18 protein-coding genes are annotated in these 19,716 nt (G+C 70.2%); 16 read left to right on the top strand and 2 right to left on the bottom strand.

The genetic code is table 11. The annotated features are described in order from the left end of the window. Positions 1-23 precede the first annotated feature (23 nt). The 10 genes from KCQ71_RS25890 (at position 24) to KCQ71_RS25845 (ending at position 11,537) form a co-directional block, all read left to right on the top strand. Positions 24-797 carry an inositol monophosphatase family protein gene (locus KCQ71_RS25890; protein WP_223411579.1) on the top strand — a complete coding sequence of 258 codons (774 nt, stop codon included), beginning with the start codon at positions 24-26 and terminating at the stop codon, positions 795-797. A gap of 321 nt (positions 798-1,118) precedes the next feature. After that, positions 1,119-3,587, top strand: a complete 2,469-nt coding sequence (locus KCQ71_RS27840; protein ID WP_223411578.1) for a helix-turn-helix transcriptional regulator — start codon at positions 1,119-1,121, stop codon at positions 3,585-3,587. A 198-nt stretch (positions 3,588-3,785) separates the two neighbouring features. After that, positions 3,786-6,362: a helix-turn-helix transcriptional regulator gene (locus KCQ71_RS27475; protein WP_283248807.1), complete on the top strand. Its 2,577-nt coding sequence runs from the start codon at positions 3,786-3,788 to the stop codon at positions 6,360-6,362. A 994-nt stretch (positions 6,363-7,356) separates the two neighbouring features. After that, positions 7,357-7,578, top strand: a complete 222-nt coding sequence (gene infA, locus KCQ71_RS25875; RefSeq protein WP_133110087.1) for a translation initiation factor IF-1 — start codon at positions 7,357-7,359, stop codon at positions 7,576-7,578. A gap of 75 nt (positions 7,579-7,653) precedes the next feature. Continuing rightward, positions 7,654-7,767 carry a 50S ribosomal protein L36 gene (rpmJ, locus tag KCQ71_RS25870; protein WP_133110088.1) on the top strand — a complete coding sequence of 38 codons (114 nt, stop codon included), beginning with the start codon at positions 7,654-7,656 and terminating at the stop codon, positions 7,765-7,767. A gap of 171 nt (positions 7,768-7,938) precedes the next feature. After that, positions 7,939-8,316, top strand: coding sequence for a 30S ribosomal protein S13 (gene rpsM, locus KCQ71_RS25865; protein WP_223411577.1), 378 nt, complete (start codon positions 7,939-7,941; stop codon positions 8,314-8,316). Positions 8,317-8,385: 69 nt separating this feature from the next. Continuing rightward, complete coding sequence (gene rpsK / locus KCQ71_RS25860; protein WP_223411576.1) at positions 8,386-8,793, top strand: 30S ribosomal protein S11; 408 nt, start codon at positions 8,386-8,388, stop codon at positions 8,791-8,793. A 158-nt stretch (positions 8,794-8,951) separates the two neighbouring features. Further along, positions 8,952-9,956 (top strand): DNA-directed RNA polymerase subunit alpha, encoded by a 1,005-nt coding sequence (locus tag KCQ71_RS25855; protein WP_154792940.1) that lies wholly within the window; start codon positions 8,952-8,954, stop codon positions 9,954-9,956. A 41-nt stretch (positions 9,957-9,997) separates the two neighbouring features. Beyond that, on the top strand, positions 9,998-10,597 hold the full coding sequence (gene rplQ / locus KCQ71_RS25850; protein WP_223411575.1) for a 50S ribosomal protein L17: 600 nt from the start codon (positions 9,998-10,000) through the stop codon (positions 10,595-10,597). Between the two features lie 220 nt (positions 10,598-10,817). After that, positions 10,818-11,537: an alpha/beta fold hydrolase gene (locus KCQ71_RS25845; protein ID WP_223411574.1), complete on the top strand. Its 720-nt coding sequence runs from the start codon at positions 10,818-10,820 to the stop codon at positions 11,535-11,537. Positions 11,538-11,550: 13 nt separating this feature from the next. Here KCQ71_RS25845 and KCQ71_RS25840 read toward each other — a convergent pair whose 3' ends face one another. Beyond that, complete coding sequence (locus KCQ71_RS25840) at positions 11,551-12,312, bottom strand: ROK family protein (protein ID WP_223411573.1); 762 nt, start codon at positions 12,310-12,312, stop codon at positions 11,551-11,553. A 151-nt stretch (positions 12,313-12,463) separates the two neighbouring features. On the opposite strand from KCQ71_RS25840, the gene truA reads away from it, so the two are divergent. Further along, positions 12,464-13,321: a tRNA pseudouridine(38-40) synthase TruA gene (truA, locus tag KCQ71_RS25835; protein ID WP_223411607.1), complete on the top strand. Its 858-nt coding sequence runs from the start codon at positions 12,464-12,466 to the stop codon at positions 13,319-13,321. A 9-nt stretch (positions 13,322-13,330) separates the two neighbouring features. On the opposite strand, the gene KCQ71_RS25830 is transcribed toward truA, so the two are convergent. Continuing rightward, positions 13,331-13,876, bottom strand: coding sequence for a DUF5709 domain-containing protein (locus KCQ71_RS25830; protein ID WP_308116698.1), 546 nt, complete (start codon positions 13,874-13,876; stop codon positions 13,331-13,333). A 155-nt stretch (positions 13,877-14,031) separates the two neighbouring features. On the opposite strand from KCQ71_RS25830, the gene KCQ71_RS25825 reads away from it, so the two are divergent. The 5 genes from KCQ71_RS25825 to KCQ71_RS25805 all read left to right on the top strand — a co-directional run bounded on the left by KCQ71_RS25825 (position 14,032) and on the right by KCQ71_RS25805 (position 19,091). Further along, complete coding sequence (locus KCQ71_RS25825) at positions 14,032-15,714, top strand: ABC-F family ATP-binding cassette domain-containing protein (RefSeq protein ID WP_223411572.1); 1,683 nt, start codon at positions 14,032-14,034, stop codon at positions 15,712-15,714. 273 nt (positions 15,715-15,987) lie between these two features. Further along, complete coding sequence (gene rplM, locus KCQ71_RS25820) at positions 15,988-16,431, top strand: 50S ribosomal protein L13 (protein WP_223411571.1); 444 nt, start codon at positions 15,988-15,990, stop codon at positions 16,429-16,431. 43 nt (positions 16,432-16,474) lie between these two features. Continuing rightward, positions 16,475-16,969 carry a 30S ribosomal protein S9 gene (rpsI, locus tag KCQ71_RS25815; protein WP_223411570.1) on the top strand — a complete coding sequence of 165 codons (495 nt, stop codon included), beginning with the start codon at positions 16,475-16,477 and terminating at the stop codon, positions 16,967-16,969. Between the two features lie 105 nt (positions 16,970-17,074). After that, entirely contained in the window at positions 17,075-18,427 is a 1,353-nt protein-coding gene (gene glmM, locus KCQ71_RS25810; RefSeq protein WP_223411569.1) for a phosphoglucosamine mutase, read from the top strand. Positions 18,428-18,431: 4 nt separating this feature from the next. Continuing rightward, the gene (locus KCQ71_RS25805) at positions 18,432-19,091 is read left to right on the top strand and encodes a peptide deformylase (protein ID WP_223411568.1); all 660 of its coding nucleotides are present in this window, start codon (positions 18,432-18,434) and stop codon (positions 19,089-19,091) included. The last annotated feature ends 625 nt before the right edge of the window (positions 19,092-19,716 follow it).

The following is a 19,716-nucleotide window of genomic DNA, read 5'->3' as shown; positions in this document are numbered from 1 at the left end:
GTGGTGCCCTTGTGATTGCCGGGATGTCGCCGGTCGCGGCCACCATGGATGGGGACCTCGACGACCTCCACCTCGCCCAGGTACTGGCCGGGTCCACCGCCGATCTTCTCGAGGAGCTACGCGCCGATGGCGCCGGGCTCCAGCCGGCAGCACTCGGTGCGCTGGCACTGCAGCGTGCAGGTGCCTTCCTCGCGGCGCAACTCATCGCGCGGTGCCCGATGGACTCGGTGCTATCAGGGGTGCACGCCGGCGCCTTCGACCCCCGGGCACTGCGCACCTGGCTGATCGGAGCCCTGGACGGCGTCCCCGAGTACGCCGCCGGGCGCCGGGACTGGGGCGTCGGCGTCGCACTGGTGGTCGGCGGCACCGTCACGGCCGCGGCCGTCGCGCTGCCGGGCCTGGACCTGGTGCTGAGCAACGACTCACCGACCCCGCCGTACCCGGGGGAGGCACAGCGCCGCCTCGTCGTCGAACGGGGCACCAGCACCGCCCTGGTGGAGGCGGTCGCGTCGGCGATCGGGGGCCGTACGGTCCAGGCGGGCTCCGTCGCCTACCGCACCGCCGCCGTCGTTCGGGGAGAGGCGGACGCCCACCTGCACCTGGGCAGGCTCCCGGTCTGGGATGTCGCGGCGCCGGTGGCCATCGCGCGCGCCGCAGGGCTCCATGCGAGCCGGATGGACGGCGGCGAGGTGCGGCTCGACCGAGCCGACCACCTGGTGCCCGACCTCCTGATCTGCCGCAAGGAACTGGCACCGGACCTCCTCCGGATCGTGCGGGCGATGCCGTTGACCGGGTGAGCCGACCCGGATCCGTCGTGAGAGCAGGACCCGCGAGGTGGCCGGAAGGGACCGGCGTGGCCCGATGTGGTAACGAGCAGGTCTCGATCAGAAGCAATTGCTTACAAGATTGCGGCCTTCTCGTTATCCTCAGGTGGTCAACCCAGTGTGAGATCGTCTGCGAGCCGCGTTCGAGCCCGTAACGGTGTGTCAGGGGGGCCTCATCGTCAGTAAGCCCGGGTCGTTCGGTCAATGGGTCGTTGGGAACGCGCAGAGTGGTGCGCGCGGTTCACGGTGCCCCGACGGGCTCGGGCGGCGCCGGAACCGGGCCGGGGTGACACGGTGACAGTCGGGTCGGCGTCGCTGCCGTCTGGCCTGCCGCGGATCCCGCGTGACACCCAGATCAGCGAGCACGTCCTCAACACACTCGCCGGTGAGCATCCTCTGACCGTCCTCCGCGGGCCGCGCGGCTATGGCAAGACGAGCGCCATCGTGACGTGGCTGCGGAGCGAGGGCCATCGGCACCCCACCGTCTACGTCACGCTCAGCACCGCGAGCAACGAGCTGGCCGGGTTCTGGGCGGAGCTGCGGTCCGGGCTCGAACGGGCGGACCTGCTGGGTGCCTCGGCATCGGACTCCGATCCGCATGCGGAGGTGACCGGACTGCTCGCGGAGCGGAGCGAGCCGCTGGTGCTGATCATCGATGACTTCCACGAGGCGGGACTGAAGCATGGTGCCGCGACGATCGATGACGAGATGGTCGACCTGGTCCGCCAGAACGACCAACTCTTCCTCGTGGTGGGCTCCCGGACACTGCGCGCACTCGAGACGACGGGCGCGCTCTCCGTCGAGGCGGCGATGATCGGACCGGCCGACCTGCGGATGACCGGACCGCAGGTGCATGATCTGGCGACTCGCCTCGGGGTCACGATCACGATGGACCAGGCCCAACAGATCGCCGTCGACCTCGGTGGCTGGCCGTCCGCGATCCGCGCCGGCCTGATGCGCGCCGTCTCCGGCGTCGACGGCGAGGGCGAGGGCGGAACGCTGGTCGATGGGAGCCTGGTGGACGGCTACATCGCGACCATGGTCCGAGATCTTCGCTTCGAGAACGTGCGCTCGTTCCTGCTGCGTACCGCGATCCCTGAGCAGTTCGACATCGAGATGGCCAGGGCGATCGCCCCCGAGGGGAACACCGTCCGGATCCTACGGAACGTGCGCGCGGCGGGCCTGCTCAGTGAAAGGCACACGGTCGAGGGGCAGATGTACTCCTACGCCCCGGCCATCCGTAACGCACTCATCCGGGTGATGCGTGAGTCGCGGCCCGAGCTCTTCCGCGAGGTGCACCTGGCCCTGATGAACCTCTCGGCCGCCAACAAGGACCCGGGGGAGACTCTGACCCACGCCGTCCACGCGGCCCAGTGGACGACCGCCATGGACGTCATCGAAAGGCAGTGGGCGCGACTGCTCACCCACCAGCCGCTCACCCTGATCGCAGCGGCCCGGATGTTCCCCGATGACCTGGTTGCTGCCAACGCCCGACTCCGGGTGGCGGTCGACTACGTCGAGGGGGCGCTCGACCCGCACGCCCCGGACAGCATCTGGGCGGTCCCGGATTACACCACCATCAACTCGATCATCGAGGAGGACCGCTCGGGGGCAGGCGACCCCGAGCGGGACGAGAGCCTGGTCCTGCTGCAATGGGGTATCTCCAGCCTGCTCGGCGGCAACCTGGACACCTCCGTCTACGCGTTCAGCCGTGCCCGCGAGCGCGGCCTGATCTCGCCGTCCGACACCGGTGCCCTGCAGATGGGTACGGTTGGCCTCGCGCTGGTGCACGCGTTGAACGGCGAACCGGACCTCGCCCTGCGCTGGCTGGAGGACTCGACGCTGCAGGACCGGATCCAGCACGCGCAACCGGAGGACGCGCGGGACATCGCACTCGTCGCGGCCAGCATCGCGCGGGCACTCGCCATGGTCGATGCCGCTCATCCGGGTGCCGACGAGGCCGTGGCAACCATGATCGAGCCCCGGCACCGGGACGAACTCTGGGCGCTGACCGTGTTCATCCGAGCCCACCATGCGGTGTTGGAGGGCACCACGGATCGGATCTTCCGGCAGACGAACCACCTGCGAGCCGCACTGCGTCACATCGCCCGCGGGAGCCTCGTCGAGGCGGTCCTGAGCTCGACCCTCGTGGAACTGCTCCTGGTCGCCCAGATGCCGGGGGTGGCGCGTGAGGTCTCGGACCGGTACGACGGCAACCCGGTGGCCTGGGCGGCGATCGCGAAGGTACACCTGACCGACCGCACCTTCGGCGAAGCGATCTCCTACGCCACGAAGTCGCTCGACTCGGGCGGCTCGCGGCGGGCCGCGGTGGAGTGTCAGGTGATCCTGGCCAGTGCCCACCACGCACTCGGGAACCTCACCGAAGCCCGGCGCGCCTTCGCCACCGCCGTTCGGCTCGCGCAGGCGACGGGTCAGCGGCGGCCGTTCTTCCTGATGCAGCGGTATGTCTTCGAGACGCTCGCCGGTGACGACGCCAGGATCCACCAGCTGTGGCCGGGCGCCGAGGGTGCTCCGGTGCAGCAGCCGGCCCCGTTGGCCGATGAGATGCAGACACTGACGATGCGCGAGGCGCAGGTGTTGCGCGCCCTCGAGGTCCACGCCGGGCCGGTGGGGATCGCCCACGACCTCGGTCTCTCGGTGAACACCGTGAAGACGCACCTGCGGACGATCTACAAGAAGTTCGGCGTCTCGAACCGGAACGAGGCGCTCGCCGCAGCCGAGCATGGCATCCATCAGGCCTGACTCGTCGGTGATCCCGTGCCGCCGAACGGTCCGAAACGACACGAAGGTGGACGCAGCGACACCAAACGCGCTTGAGCCGTTGGCCGGTCGTTCGCCGGAAGGCCGACGCGTGGGCGCGAGGACGAGCATGATGGGGGACGAGTTCGAGGTCATGGCGCTCCGTGTGCCGATGGAATCGTGACCGGGGAGGAGCGGACGATGGGCGTGGTGAGCCCCGGCGCAGGCGACGGCTTCGGCATGCCTCGCGTCCCGATCGGGTTCGTCCCCGCGCCCGAGGTGCGTCGTGCGCTGGATTCGGTGCCCTCGCTGGTGGTGTTCCGCAGCCCACGCGGGTGGGGCAAGACCAGCACGGCCTCGTACTGGCTGCGCCAACTCGGCTCCGGGTACGACCGGATCTGGATCAACGTGCCGAGCCGCGAGGTCGGGCGTGAGGAGTTCTGGCGGATCGTCCACCGGCGCATCCGGGACGCCGGTCTCGGGGACCTGGCCGGTTCCGACACCTGGGACGACGTGCACCGGACGATCTACGAGCGAGCGCGCCACCTGGTCCTCGCGATCGACGGCCTGCACCACGTCACCGACCTTGGCGTCGACGAGGAGCTCCTGGCTCTGGTCAACGAGAACGAGTCGTTCCACCTGTTCGTGATGATGCGTGACGAGCGACCGATCGAGACGCTCGCGAAGATCACGGCGGACGGCGTCGTGTTCCGGGTCGCGCAACTGACGCTCGGGACGGCGGAGGTGGCGGACCTGGCCGAGGCAGCCGACCTGCCCGTCAGTATCGCGGAGGCCCAGCGGCTGCGGACCGAGCTCGGCGGCTGGCCGGCTCTCGTGCGAGCCGTCCTGCTCGAGTCGACCCGGGGCCCGGACGGCGAGCTCCGCGTCGACTGGTCCGCCGTCGAGAAGTACACCCGGCTGGTGCTGTCCGATCCCGACGTGGCGGCGACCGCCCCGTTCGTGATGGCGATCGCCGTCCCGCGTGAGTTCACCGAGGACATCGCCGCGCACGTCCTCGGGCGGGCGGTGGCGGACCGGGCCTTCGGCTATCTGACCGGTTCCGGTCTGCTCACCAGGTCGGCGGCGACCGGGTTGCCCTCCTACCACTACTCGAGCGTGGTGCGCCTCGCCATCCTTCGTGTGTACGCCGAGCGGGACCCCGAGGGGTATCAGCGGGCCAACCGGGAGATGGCGGCCTGGTACCGCGAACGCGGGGTGGCCGACGCCGCCCTGGAACACGCGGTCCGGGCGGAGGACTGGCCGTCGACCGCGTCGATCATCGAGGCGTACTGGGTCGAACTTGTCTCGGGTCACCCCGACCAGGTCCGCGACGCGTTGGGGCGACTTCCGGCGGCGCTGGTCCGGGGGAGTGCGCGCCTGCTGGTCGCCCGCGACTACATCCTCAACGTGGATACCTCCGAGCGCTCGGTGTCGGCGCTGCGGGCGGGCCTGCTCGATGTGGATTCCGATCTGGGCCGCACGGGGGAGCTACGGCTCTCGCTCGGACAGGTCCTCTCGCTCCGGTCCACAGGCCAGTACGAGATCGCCCGCGAGATCGTCGAGCGACAACGGGTCGACCTGCTCACCGCGGACGGGGCCTGGACCGAGGACGTCCTGTCCGAGATGCCTGAACTGCTCCTGCAGTGGAGCATCACGAGACTCTTCGGCGCCGACACGGTCGGCGCCGCATACGCGTTCCGGGAGGCCTACCGTTGGGCCGGGGAGCGCGGGCTGACCCCGGCCAAGCGGGAGGCGGGCGCCGGATTGGCGCTCTCACTGGCCATCCTCGGGCACACCCTCGGTGCGCAACGGTGGTTGACGCGCGTCGGCGGCCTCCCGCTCTCCGACGACGTTGAGCCGAGCACACTGGAGCAGCTGAGTGTGCGGTTCGTGCACGAGATCATCGACCTGGACTCGCTCCGTCTCGAGGTCGGCCCTCAGTGGCGCGAGCCGAGGCTTCCGGTGGCGCTCGCGGACCTGCGGGCCATCGCGCTCCAGTTGCACGCGAGCCGGTCGATGCACTCCGGGAGCCGCTTCGACTCCATCGGCATGCTGGAGAGCTACCGGCAGCAGTTGCGGGAGCAGGGCAAGGGACCGGGTCTCGCGGACAACGTGGTCGTGACCTCACTCGTGGACCTGCTCGTCCAGACCGGTCAGTCGGACCGCGCACGCGCGATGCTCACCGAGGCCGATCCCAACAGCGCCTGGCAGCGCCTGGCCCACGCCCGGCACTCGCTGTACGCAGGTGAGTTCGAGGAAGCGATCGCGTTCACCGACAATGCGGTCGCCCAGGCCGGCGTCCGGCCCCGGACCTCCCTGCACCTGGCCCTGCTGCGCGCGAGCGCGTCGCACCGGGCCGGTCTGGCCGATCAGGCCGCGGATGCGCTGCACCTGGCGATCGCGGTAGCCGAGCAGAGCGGGCAGCTGCGACCGTTCCTCATGGTGCCGCGCGCCGACCTGGAGGAGATCGGCGCGTCGATGCCCCAGGCTGCGGAGTTCCTCTACCGTCCTGAGCTGGTCGACGCCCCTGAGCTGTTCCCAGCCCCGCACGAGGCGATCCGGCTGAGCGAGCGAGAACTGCGGGTACTCACCGAGATCGCCCCGGGGCTGTCGCTCTCCCACGCGGCCAGGCGGTTGTACGTCTCCGAGAACACGATCAAGACACAGATGCGCAACATCTACCGGAAGCTGGGCGTGCACACCCGCGAGGACGCCATCGATCGCGCCCGCGAACTCGGTCTCCTGCCTCCACTGGTGGACGTGGATCCGGTCGACTGACGCCGGTGAGCCGCCGCTCGGCGGCGGCCTGACCCTCCTGCCGTCGGCCACCCGACACCCTCACTCTCACCCTTCACCCTTGGCCACACCCGCAGCCACGGAAGTCCGCGGCTGCCGAATCACCAGGCGATCACCACGCCAGGTGTGCGCGGAGCCGCGTCGGATCTGGTCATCTGGTCTGGAACCCACCTCCGCGTCTCGGTGACGTCGACGCGGTCGTGCGGATCCCGAGTGATGTGAACCGCCGACGATGGGGGAGGCCGATGAGGCACACCGTACGACCGACCCGTATGACCGAGCCGATGCGCAGCCGGTGCCACCGGGTGTGCCCCTCGGTGACGTCCGTTGCCCCGCTGGTGATCCTCGGTCTCGGCAGCACGTTCCTCGGCCGCGAACGCCGGAAGGGGCGCGCGGCGGAGTAGACCCGGTGGCCGACTCGGCCACCGCCTCAGACGCGGCTGCGGTTCCGCTCCCCCGGAACCGCGCCGCAACCCACAGGGGCCTCGACCGTCTCCCCCACGGTCGGGGCCCCTGTGCTGGGCCAGGGTGGGCGACGGTCCCCTCCTCACCCTCTCCGGGGCTCGGTTCACCCCGGGCGGATCACCTGCTCTTCATCACCCGGGGCCATTGGTCGCGGCCGGGAGATCTGGTCGGATAGGTGATGTTCGGCTCGGTTGACCGGCCGGACCCGCCCGATGCGACTCCAAGCGCGGACCGGCGGTAACGAGTAGGGGCCCCGGTCGTTTCCCCCACGGCCGGGGCTCCTGCTTCGTCTCCGGCGCCGAGCCGGCGGCTCGGTCCCGACAGGTCAGTCGGTGTGAGCCAGACCGCAGCCCGGGCGCTCCGCGCGGTTACCGGAAACGGCAGCGATGCCGTACGATAGACCGTTGGGCGTGGCATGTTCGCGGTACCACCGCGGGCAGGTGTCGCGCTCGTTCGGACCAGCAGGTCGGCACGCACGCCGGCATGCACAGCACAGCAGTTAGCGGAGGACATGGCAAAGAAGGACGGTGTCATCGAGATCGAGGGCAACGTGGTCGAGGCGCTGCCGAACGCGATGTTTCGCGTGGAGCTCACCAATGGTCACAAGGTTCTCGCTCACATCTCGGGCAAGATGAGGCAGCACTACATCCGGATCCTCCCCGAGGACCGGGTCGTGGTCGAACTCAGCCCGTATGACCTGTCCCGCGGGCGCATCGTCTACCGCTACAAGTAACCCCCCTCTCGATCAAGCCGTCGCGAGCAAACCCCACGGGGCGTTGTTCCCGCGCGCGGCGGCAAAGGAAGAGCCATGAAGGTCAAGCCGAGCGTCAAGAAGATCTGCGACAAGTGCAAGGTGATCCGCCGTAACGGAAGCGTGCGCGTCATCTGCGACAACCCGCGGCACAAGCAGCGCCAGGGCTGACACCCTGACGCGTCCGGCGCACCCCGATCAGGGGTGACGCCACCAGCGCATCATCAGCTCCGCCGTCGCCCGTGAGGGTGTACGCGGCGCAACCCCCGGTCGGAGGCCGGGGCCCGGAACACCGGGACGATGGTGCGGCAGACCTCCGATACTCACAGGAGTGAGAAGAAGTTGGCACGAATCGTCGGCGTCGACCTCCCCCGCGAAAAGCGGCTAGAGGTTGCGCTCACCTACATCTTCGGCGTCGGGCGTACCCGGGCAGCCGAGACCCTGACCTCCACCGGCCTGAGCCCCGACCTGCGGGTCAAGGACCTCACCGATAACGAGATCGTCGCGCTGCGTGACTTCCTCGAGGGCACCTACAAGCTCGAGGGTGACCTCCGCCGCGAGATCGCCGCGGACATCCGCCGCAAGGTCGAGATCGGTTGCTACCAGGGTCTGCGGCACCGCCGCGGCCTGCCCGTGCACGGGCAGCGCACCAAGACGAACGCTCGTACCCGCAAGGGTCCGAAGCGCACCGTGGCCGGTAAGAAGAAGGCCGCCCGCTAGCAGTAGTCCGTCGACCGGCGCACCGCCGGTCCGGATCGACGACCTCACCGAAGAAGAAGGAATCTCAGAATGCCTCCCAAGACTCGCCAGGCAGCCGGCGTGCGCAAGCCGCGCCGCAAGGAGAAGAAGAACGTCTCCGCGGGCAACGCCTACATCAAGTCCACGTTCAACAACACGATCGTCTCGATCACCGACCCCTCGGGTGCGGTGATCGCCTGGGCCTCCTCGGGCCAGGTCGGCTTCAAGGGGTCGCGCAAGTCGACGCCTTTCGCCGCCCAGCTCGCCGCTGAGGCCGCTGGCCGCAAGGCGCAGGAGCACGGGATGAAGAAGGTCGACGTGTTCGTCAAGGGCCCGGGTTCCGGCCGCGAGACCGCGATCCGTTCCCTGCAGGCCACCGGCCTCGAGGTCGGCTCGATCCAGGACGTGACGCCGCAGGCGCACAACGGGTGCCGGCCGCCCAAGCGCCGCCGCGTCTGATCCCGTACCTCGGGACCGGGCCGGGGGGATGAACACCGCCGCGGCCCGATCCCGGCTCAACGCATGACCGCAGTACCGCACGACCCCCTCGACCGGACCGATGGGCGGGGGGCTTTGCATGGCGTCATATGGCGGACGCCTGCCGAAAGGACATATCCGTGCTCATCGCACAGCGCCCCACCCTGACCGAGGAAGTTGTCGACGACTACCGCTCGCGGTTCGTCATCGAGCCCCTCGAGCCTGGCTTCGGGTACACCCTTGGTAACTCCCTGCGTCGGACCCTGCTCTCCTCCATCCCGGGGGCTGCGGTCACGAGCATCCGGATCGACAGCGTGCTCCACGAGTTCTCGACGATCACCGGTGTCAAGGAGGACGTCACCGAGATCATCCTGAACATCAAGAACATCGTGGTCTCCTCGGAGAACGACGAGCCCGTCGTGATGTACCTGCGCAAGCAGGGTCCCGGCACCGTCACCGCCGCGGACATCACCCCGCCGGCCGGCGTCGAGATCCACAACCCGGACCTGCACATCGCGACCATCAACGCGAAGGGAAAGCTCGAGATCGAGCTCACCGTCGAGCGTGGCCGCGGTTATGTCTCGGCCGCGCAGAACAAGAACTTCGACGCCGAGATCGGGCGCATCCCGGTCGACTCGATCTACTCCCCGGTGCTCAAGGTCACCTACAAGGTCGAGGCCACCCGTGTGGAGCAGCGCACGGACTTCGACAAGCTGATCGTCGATGTCGAGACCAAGCGTTCGATGGCTCCCCGCGACGCGCTCGCCTCGTCGGGCAAGACCCTCGTCGAGCTGTTCGGCCTCGCCCGCGAGCTGAACACCGAGGCCGAGGGCATCGAGATCGGCCCGTCCCCGACGGACGCCGCCGTCGCGGAGGACCTCGCCCGTCCGATCGAGCAGCTGGACCTGACCATCCGGTCCTACAACTGCCTCAAGCGTGAGGGCATCCACACGGTGGGTGAACTCGTGGCGCGCAGCGAGGCGGACCTGCTGGACATCCGCAACTTCGGTGCGAAGTCGATCACCGAGGTCAAGGAGAAGCTGGTCGGCCTGGGCCTCTCGCTCAAGGACAGCCCCGCGGACTTCGACCCGACGCTCGTGGCGAACGCCTACGACGACGGCGACGATTTCGACGCCTACAACTGACCTGCCGGTCTTTCCATCTCGTTAGGAACTGAGGAAATATCATGCCCAAGCCCACGAAGGGTCCTCGTCTCGGTGGCGGACCGGCGCACGAGCGGCTGATGCTGGCCAACCTGGCCCAGTCGCTGTTCGAGCACCAGAGCATCACGACCACCGAGGCCAAGGCGAAGCGTCTTCGCCCCCTCGCCGAGCGCCTGATCACCAAGGCCAAGCGTGGCGACCTGCACGCCCGCCGTCAGGTCCTTGCCGTGCTCTCCCGCAAGGACGTGGTGCACACGCTGTTCGCCGACATCGCCCCGGCGATGGCCGAGCGCGCGGGTGGCTACACCCGGATCACGAAGATCGCCCCGCGCAAGGGCGACAACGCCCCCATGGCGGTCATCGAGCTCGTGACGGAGCCGGTCAGCCCGAAGCAGGCCACGGTCCGCGAGGCCGAGGCCGCCACGAAGCGGGACGTCAAGGAGAAGGCTGCCAAGACAGCGGCCGTCGAGGCGACCACGGACGAGGCTGACGACGTCGAGGACGTCGACAGCGACGCCGTCGTCGAGGACGCCGAGGCTGCGGACGAAGCCGTGGACGCCGACGAGGCCGACGCTGCCGACGAGGCCGACGCTGCCGACGACGAGGCTCCGGCCGAGAAGTAGAACCTCCTCTTCGGAGGACTGGGACACCTGTCGCGGCACGACCTGCCGCGTCCGTCCCAACGAGGGGCCCGCCGGCCAGGATGATCTCCTGGTGGCGGGCCCCTCGCCTTGTGCGCAGCGGTGCCGGCAGAGCCGGCTGTGCCTCGCGGCGTGGTGGGCCCGGGCAGTCCTGCCCCGCCTCGCCGACCCGCAGGGCACTCGCCCCACGTACCCTGGATCGATGAGCACTCCCTCGATCATCTTCGTGCACGGCATCCGGACCTCGGCCACGATGTGGCGCGGGCAGATCGAGCTGCACGAGGCCGCCGGGCGCCGGGTCGCCGCGGTGGACCTGCCCGCACACGGGAACCGGATGGACGAACCGTTCACCCTCGCCGGCGCCCGGGCCGCCATCGACGAGGCGGTCGCGGACCTGCCGGGACCGCACGTCGTGGTCGGCCTGTCCATGGGCGGCTACATCGCACTGCACTGGGCGGCCCGAGCGGAGCAGCCGCCCGCGGCCATCCTCGCGGCGTCGTGCTGCACCCAGCCCAGTGGGGCCGCGCTGGCGGGCTATCGGGCGGTCGCGGGCGCGATCGAGGCCCTACCCGACCGGGGCCGGTTCATCGGCAACACCATGGCCCGGCTGACGCTCTCCCAGGACGCGGCCCGTGACGTCAATGCCGGGGGCGTGCCGTGGGGCGTCATGGGGCCGGCCCTGACCGCGATGAACGAGGTGGACACGCTCGCCGACCTGGCGGCCATCGAGGCACCGATCTGGTTCGTGAACGGTGCCTGGGACCACTTCCGCACCCAGGAGCGTCGCTTCGTGGCCGCCGCGCAGTACGCGCAGCTGTGTGTGGTTCCCCGCGCCGGTCACCTGGTCAGCCTCGACCGGCCCGAGGCGTTCGCCCGGCTGACCGGGCTGCTGGTGGAACGTACCCGGCTCGTCACCGCGTAACCGGTGGTTCCGCTCACTCGGTCCGGAGCGACCAGGCTCGCACCCCACCGATGATGCCGGCGCTGTTGGGCACGATCACGACGTCGTCGCCCAGCTTCTCGAGCACGGTCGGGGTCAGTCGACGGGAGTTCCCGCCGCCGATGTAGAGCCGATCCCAGAGGTAGACGGGGCGCAGCGCGTCCACGACCCGGCGGATCCGACGGGACCACTGCGAGTCGCCGAGCCGGAGCCGCTCGTGCTCACCGACGTACTCGTCGTAGGTCAGGCCCCACCGGACCGGACCCTGGGAGAGCTCCTGGTGCGGGGCGAGCATGCCGCCGTCGAACACGGCGTTGCCGAGCCCGGTACCGAACGTGAGCATCAGCTCCAGGCCGGCTCCGGCGATCACCCCGGCACCGTGGACCTCCGCGTCGTTGAGGACGAGGGCCGGCAGGTCGAGCTCCGCGCTGATCGCGGCCCTCATGTCGAACCCGGACCAGGCGGTCACGAGCTCCGGCAGGACCCGGGTCCGCGGACCGGCCTTCGTGACGTAGTGCGGCGTGTGGACCACCACGCCGTGCCGAATCATCCCGGGCATGCCGACCGTCACCCGGCCGGCCGGGGGGAGCCGGCCCGCGAGGTCCGCGATGAGCGAGAGGAGACGCTCCGGGGGCAACGGGTAGGGCGTGGCCGCACGGACCGGTTGGGCGTGCATGGTCCCGGCGGCGTCGAGCACCGACGCCTTGATGCCGCCTCCGCCACAATCGACCGCCAGCGTCGCTGGTGTGTCCTGCACGAGCGTGACTCTACCTTCGCCCCGGTCGTGATGGACTTGGGGCGTGTTTCCAGACAGCGACGCCCCGAACCCGCCGGACCGCGCGACTGCGCCGGCGCCCGAGCCGACCCCCGCAGGCGGCGAGCGACCCGCACCGGCGAGCGACGCCGTCGTGCGCGTGCGGCTCGACGTCGCCTACGACGGTACCGACCTCGCCGGCTGGGCCATCCAACCCGGCCAGCGGACCGTCCAAGGTGACATCGAAGCCGCGCTCGCCCGGGTGCTGCGGCTGCCGGACCTCCCTCGGCTGACGGTCGCCGGCCGGACCGACGCGGGCGTGCACGCCCGCGGCCAGGTCGCACACGTGGATCTGCCCCGGGGTGCCTGGGAGGCGACCCCCGGACGCAGCGACCGGACTCCCGGGGTGGCGCTCGCTCGGAGGCTGATGGCCGTACTCGCGCCGGACATCGTGGTGCGGTCCGTCGCGCCAGCCCCCGCCGGCTTCGACGCCAGGTTCTCGGCGATCTGGCGACGCTACTGCTACCGGCTCGTCGACCGGATCGGCGACCGGGATCCGCTGTCCCGCACCGGCGTGACCTGGCACAAGCGCGAACTCGACGTCGACGCGATGGATGCAGCAGCCCGCGCCCTCGTCGGCGAACACGACTTCGCGTCGTACTGCAAGCCCCGCCGAGGGGCCACGACCATCCGGACGCTGCAGGAGTTCGGGTGGCACCGGGACCCCGAGTCCGGGCTCGTCGAGGCCCGCGTGCGCGCCGATGCGTTCTGTCACTCGATGGTGCGGGCGCTGGTCGGCGGGTGCCTGGTCGTGGGGGAGGGGCGCGCCGAGCCGGACTGGCCCTCGTTGATCCTTGCCGCGGCCCGACGCGATCCGCGCGTCACGGTCGCCCCGGCGCGCGGGCTCACCCTCGAGGAGGTCGCCTACCCGCCCGACGGCGAACTCGCGGAGCGTGCGCGCGTCTCCCGGGCGGTCCGCACCTTGCCGAACCGGCCCTCCGGGCCGGTCTGACCGGCTCGGTCAATGGCGACGGCGACCGGGTCCGCCCTCGTCGTCGTCCTCGTCATCGCGGTCCGGACGGTCCTGGTCCGGCAGACCGTCCTCATCACCGCGCACGTAGGCGACCACGCCCTCGGGATCGGGCTCGCCGTCCGCGTCCTCATCTTCGCCGACCACGATGTGCATCGCCGCCTCCTCGGCGGAGGCGGCGCCGCCCGCCACGCCCGCGTCGCGACCCCAGCCGTCCTGCTCGCGGGAACCGTCCCGGACGTCCTCGAGCCGGCCGGCCCGGTCGGCCTGGCGGTACTCGGTCGCACCGCGCTCCTGCCAGGCCTCCGGTCGCTCCTGGGCGAGCTGCTGGTCGTGGCTCTCTCCGCGGGACTCCTCGTAGGCCGTCTCACCCCAGTGGTTGTTTCGATCGCGCTCCGGCGGCGAGTAGCCCTCGTCGAGCAGATCATCCACCGCCCGCGACTCGAGCATGTCCTCACGCGCCAGCTGATCGTTGTCACCCTCGCCGGGCAGCTCGGGATCGGTGCTGGTGCCTGGGGTCTCCTCGGTTCCGCTCATACCCTCAGACTGGCACCTCCGGGCCGAGTGCGCACCAGATCCGCCCGGACCCGGGACGGTTCCCGAGGTGGTCGGCCCGCCCGCTCCGGTCCGCCCCGGCCGTCGGAGGCGGAATCAGGTTGGCTCGCCGGCCGCCCGGGCAGCATGCTGGGTCCGTGGCACACCTCGAACTGGCCGGGATCGGCTTTAGTCTCCCGGACGGCCGGGTCCTGCTCGACGACGTCTCGATGCGCGTCGGCGAGGGGGCCCGGATGGCCCTCATCGGCCCGAACGGGGCCGGCAAGTCGACCCTCCTGCGGATCGCGACCGGACGATCGGCGCCGCATGCCGGCACGGTGACGCATTCCGGGTCGCTCGCGGTCATGGACCAGTGGGTAGGTCGCGACTCGGACGAGCGCACCGTGCGGGACCTGCTCGTCGAGCACGCCCCGCCGGTACCCGCCGCCGTCGCGCGCCGCATCGAGGCCGCCGAGGAGGCGATGATGCTCGCCGACGACGAGCCCACCCAGCTCGCCTACGCGCAGGCCCTCGCCGACTGGGCCGACGTCGGCGGGTACCAGCTCGAGGCCGAGTGGGACGAGATGTGCATGGCCGTACTCGCACAGCCCTACGAGCGTGCGCAGTGGCGCCGCGCGGACAGCCTCTCCGGGGGTGAGGCGAAGCGCCTCGTACTCACCGCACTGCTACGCGGGCCGGCCGACATCCTGGTGCTCGACGAGCCGGACAACTCCCTTGACGTACCAGCCAAACGCTGGCTCGAGGAGCAGTTGCGGGCCAGTGGCAAGGCCGTCCTCTACATCAGCCACGACCGGGAGCTGCTGGCCGCGACCGCCACGCAGATCGTGACGCTGGAGCCGGCCGGCACCGGTTCCACGGCATGGATCCACGGAGGAGGCTTCGCGAACTACGCCCAGGCGCGCATCGACCGGATGGCCCGGTTGGAGGACCTGCGCCGCCGATGGGACGAGGAGCATCAGAAACTGCGGACCCAGATGCTGATGTACAAGCAGAAGGCGGCCTACAACGCCGATATGGCCTCGCGGTACCAGGCGGCCCGGACGAGGTTGGAGAAGTTCGAGCAGGTCGGGCCACCGCAGGAGGTCACCAAGGACCAGCGCGTGACCATGCGGCTGACCGGCGGCCGCACGGCCAAACGGGCGGTGGTGTGCACCGGGCTCGCGCTGGACGGGCTCACGCAGCCCTTCGACCTCGAGATCTGGTTCGGCGAGCGCGTCGCGGTGCTCGGCGCGAACGGCACCGGCAAGTCCCACCTGCTGCGGCTGCTGGCCGGCGGCGGCAGCGACCCCGACGTGGAGCACCGACCGGTCACCGACGTGCTGCCCGCCCCGGTCGCGCACACCGGGCGCGCGGTGCTCGGCTCCCGCGTGCTGCCCGGCTGGTTCACGCAGCAGGCGCTGCCGCCGGCGCTCGTCGGCCGCACGCTCGTGGAGATCCTCGGCCGCGGTGAGGGGCGCAGGCACGGCATCCCGCGGGAGCAGGCCGGCCGGGTGCTCGACCGCTACGAACTTGCGGCCGCCGCCGAGCAGCGGGTGGAGACGCTGTCCGGTGGGCAGGTTGCCCGGCTGCAGATCCTGCTGCTGGAGCTCGCCGGCGCGACCCTGCTGCTGCTCGACGAGCCCACGGACAACCTGGACCTGCATTCCGCGCAGGCGCTGGAGGCGGGCCTGACGGCGTTCGAGGGCACGGTTATCGCGGTGACCCACGACCGGTGGTTCACCCGGACCTTCGACAGGTTCCTGCAGGTGCGGGCTGACGGGCGGGTGGTGGAGACCGATGAACCGGTATGGTCCGATGACGGAGCGCTCCGGCGCCGCTGAACTGTGGCTACCGCGACCGCGGCGTGACGAACGTCGCTCCGGCCGTGACCCATCTCGCTTTGACCGTGACGGCACGCTCGGAGTACTCTGTGGAGTCGTTGTGCGTCCGCGTTCGCTGGTCGGTGCCTCCCACTCACCGCATCGCGCGTGATGATGACGCTCACCAACCACCGAAGTGACCATCCGGTCCACTGTGTGTCCGCGCCCCGCGAGGGGCCGAGGGGGCAGGCAGCGTGCCGCAAGCAGACCAGCAGAGAAACGAAGGCTACGACCGTGCGTACGTACACCCCCAAGGCAGGCGAGACCGAGCGCAATTGGTACGTCATTGACGCTGCCGACGTCGTCCTCGGCCGCTTGGCCACCCAGGTCGCCACCTTGCTCCGGGGCAAGCACAAGGCCACCTTCGCCCCGCACGTGGACGGTGGCGACTTCGTCATCGTCATCAACGCGGAGAAGATCGCGCTGACCGGTGCGAAGCGGGAGAACAAGCTCGCCTACCGCCACTCCGGCTACCCGGGTGGTCTGCGGGCGACGAACTACGCCGAGCTGCTTGAGAAGCACCCCGAGCGGGCCGTCGAGATGGCCGTCCGGGGCATGATCCCCAAGACCCGCCTGGGCCGCGCCCAGATGCGCAAGTTGAAGGTCTACGCCGGTGGGGAGCACCCGCACTCGGCGCAGCAGCCCACGACCTTCGAGATCACCCAGGTCGCGCAGTAACGCGCCCCGCGCTTACTGCCGCGAAGAAGAACTTAGGAGAATCGTGTCCGAGACCATCACTGAGATCGACGAGCTCGAGGGCGAAGCCCCCTCGTCGTACACCACCGAGACCACCGCTGCCGCGACCACCGGCGCCGGCCGCTCCCTGACCGCCCCTGGCGCAGCCCTCGGCCGCCGCAAGGAGGCCATCGCCCGCGTGCGGCTGGTTCCTGGCACCGGGACCTGGAAGGTCAACGGCCGCACCCTCGAGGAGTACTTCCCGAACAAGCTGCACCAGCAGCTCGTGGGCGCACCGTTCACTCTGCTCGACCTCACCGGCCGCTTCGACGTCGTCGCACGCATCACCGGCGGCGGGGTGTCCGGCCAGGCTGGCGCGCTGCGCCTGGCGATCGCGCGGGCGCTGAACGAGATCGACGGCGAGTCCAACCGCGCCACGCTCAAGCGGGCTGGTTTCCTCACCCGCGACGCCCGGGTCACCGAGCGTAAGAAGGCCGGTCTCAAGAAGGCCCGTAAGGCCCCCCAGTACTCCAAGCGCTGATCGGCGCAGTACTACCATCGGCCCCGAACGACCCCTGTGGTCCGTTCGGGGCCGATGTCATGTCGCCCCACGGGCGCGGCGTCGGCAGCAGAGAGAGGCAGAGCCATGGCACGACTTTTCGGCACCGATGGGGTGCGGGGACTTGCGAACCGGGAGGTGACTGCCGAACTCGCGCTGCAGTTGGGCACGGCCGCCGCGCACGTGCTGGGTGAACGCGGAACCTTCGCCGACCGCCGCCCGCACGCGATCGTGGGCCGCGACCCGCGTGTCTCCGGACAGTTCCTCTCGGCCGCCGTGATCGCCGGACTGGCCAGCGCCGGGGTGGACACCGAGGACCTCGGGGTTCTCCCGACGCCGGCTGTGGCCTACCTGACCGCCGCCGAGAACGCGGACCTCGCCGTCATGATCTCGGCTTCGCACAACCCGATGGCGGACAACGGCATCAAGTTCTTCGCGCGCGGCGGCGTCAAGCTCGACGATGCTGTCGAGGACGCCATCGAGGCCCAGCTCGGTAGGGACTGGGAACTGCCCACGGGCGCCGACGTCGGTCGCATCACGCACGACCGTGGCCTGGGCGGTGACCGGTACGTGCAGCACCTGCTGGGCACGATCGGCCACGACCTCTCGGGTCTGCGGATCGCGGTCGACTGCGCGAACGGCGCCGCCAGCCAGGTGGGCCCCGACGTGCTCCGGGCCGCGGGGGCCGACGTCGTGGTCATCAACGCCTCACCCGATGGTCGCAACATCAACGAGAAGTGTGGCTCGACGCATCCCGAGCAGCTCCAGGCCGCCGTGGTGGCGTCCGAATCCCACCTCGGGGTCGCGTACGACGGAGACGCCGACCGATGCCTCGCGGTCGACCACACCGGCGCCCTGGTCGATGGCGACCAGATCATGGGCCTGCTTGCGCTGGCACTGGCCGAGGAGGGGCGGCTGGCCCAGAACACCCTGGTCGTCACCGTGATGAGCAACCTCGGCCTGATCCTGGCGATGCGGGAGGCGGGGATCCGCACCGAGCAGACCGGCGTCGGAGACCGTTACGTGCTGGAAGCCATGCGAGCCGGCGGGTTCAGCCTCGGTGGGGAGCAGTCCGGTCACGTGATCATGTCCGATCACGCGACCACCGGTGACGGGATCCTGACCGGGCTGCACCTCGCCGCCCGGGTGGCAGCCACCGGTCGCACCCTCGCGGACCTCGCCTCTGCGATCCAGCGGCTGCCTCAGGTCCTGATCAACGTGCCCGGCGTGGACAAGTCCCGCGTGAACTCCGATGAGGGTGTTTCGGCCGCAGTCAGCGCCGCACAGGAACGGCTCGGCGACACCGGGCGGGTGCTGCTGCGCTCCTCCGGGACGGAGCCCCTGGTGCGGGTGATGGTGGAAGCCGCCAACCAGGAGCAGGCGGACACCGAGGCGCGCACGCTCAGCGACGTGGTCCTCACCAGGCTCGCGCTCGCATGAGTCGATGACCGAAGGGCCGAGGGCCACAGACTCGTTGGCGGCGCGGGTCGGGGAGTTGCTCGAGCGCGCCGAGGACGGCGTCCTGCCGATCGTGCGGGCCGGCGATCCCGTCCTTCGGCGCCGCGCCCTGCCCTACCGGGGCGACCTGGACCCGGGACTGCGCAACGAGCTGGTCGCGGCGATGTTCCGTACGATGCACGCGGCCCCAGGGGTCGGCCTGGCGGCTCCTCAGATCGGGCTGCCGCTGGCGCTCGCCGTCATCGAGGACACGGGGGCCACCGACCCGGCGGTCGCGGACGCGCGGGACCGGCGGCCGTGCCCGCCGATGATCTTGGCGAACCCCACCTACGAACCGGTCGGCACCGACGTCGCCGCGTTCTACGAGGGCTGTCTCTCGATCCCGGGATGGCTGGCCGTCCGACGGCGATGGCGCACGGTTCGGCTGCGTGCCCAGACTCCCGAGGGCACACCGATCGACGAGGTCCTACACGGGTGGCCGGCGCGGATCGTCCAGCACGAGACCGATCACCTCGCCGGCGAGCTCTACCTCGACCGCGCCGAGCCGAGGTCGTTGGCGCACGAGAGCCTGGCCGGCCGTTGGGCCGGGCCGGCGCACCCGACCGCAGCCGCCGAGGCGCTGGGATTCGACCTCATCAACCCGTGATGTGTTCCGCCCCACACGGACCGGTCCGGGGTGCCGACAGATTCCGCCCCGACGCGCTGCCGGAGCCGCACCCCGCGCGGCCAGAACGGCGGAATCCTGCCGTTCCTGACAGCCCGCCGAGGCCAGAGCAAGGTTCATCCGCGCGCATTCGGGCCGCTCGACCATGATTTGACCACTACCCCCGATCCGCGTAGTGTTACATCTCGTTGCCCCGACAGGGAGGAACGGACACCGAGAGGTGGCCAGTCCCCGGTCAGGCAGCCCCTGGATCCGGTCCGGCCGGCGCGAAGCGCCTGGAAGGCCAGGAACCGGAACTCAGTTCGATCGGTCAGACGATCGGTGTCGGTGCAATACGGCCGGTGCTCGATTTGGAAGACACGGACAAGCTGGGCTAGGGTAGAGAGGTTGCCCCAGCGAGGATCTTAGCGGGTCTGGGTTGGTGCGCGTCCGCTCCTTGAGAACTCAACAGTGTGTCATATAATCGATGCCGAATAGTTTGTTTATTTGGTTTGACCAGTTGTGCCAGATGGCTGGTCGGGCCGGGTTTTGAATCGGCTTCCATTGCAGCTTTGGTTGTGGTGGGGGTTGCTTCGTAGTGTCGGTGCTTGTGGCTGCCTTTGGGTGG

Source organism: Occultella gossypii (assembly GCF_019947135.1).
Lineage (GTDB): Bacteria > Actinomycetota > Actinomycetes > Actinomycetales > Beutenbergiaceae > Occultella > Occultella gossypii.
This window is presented reverse-complemented; position numbering and strand designations above follow the sequence as displayed.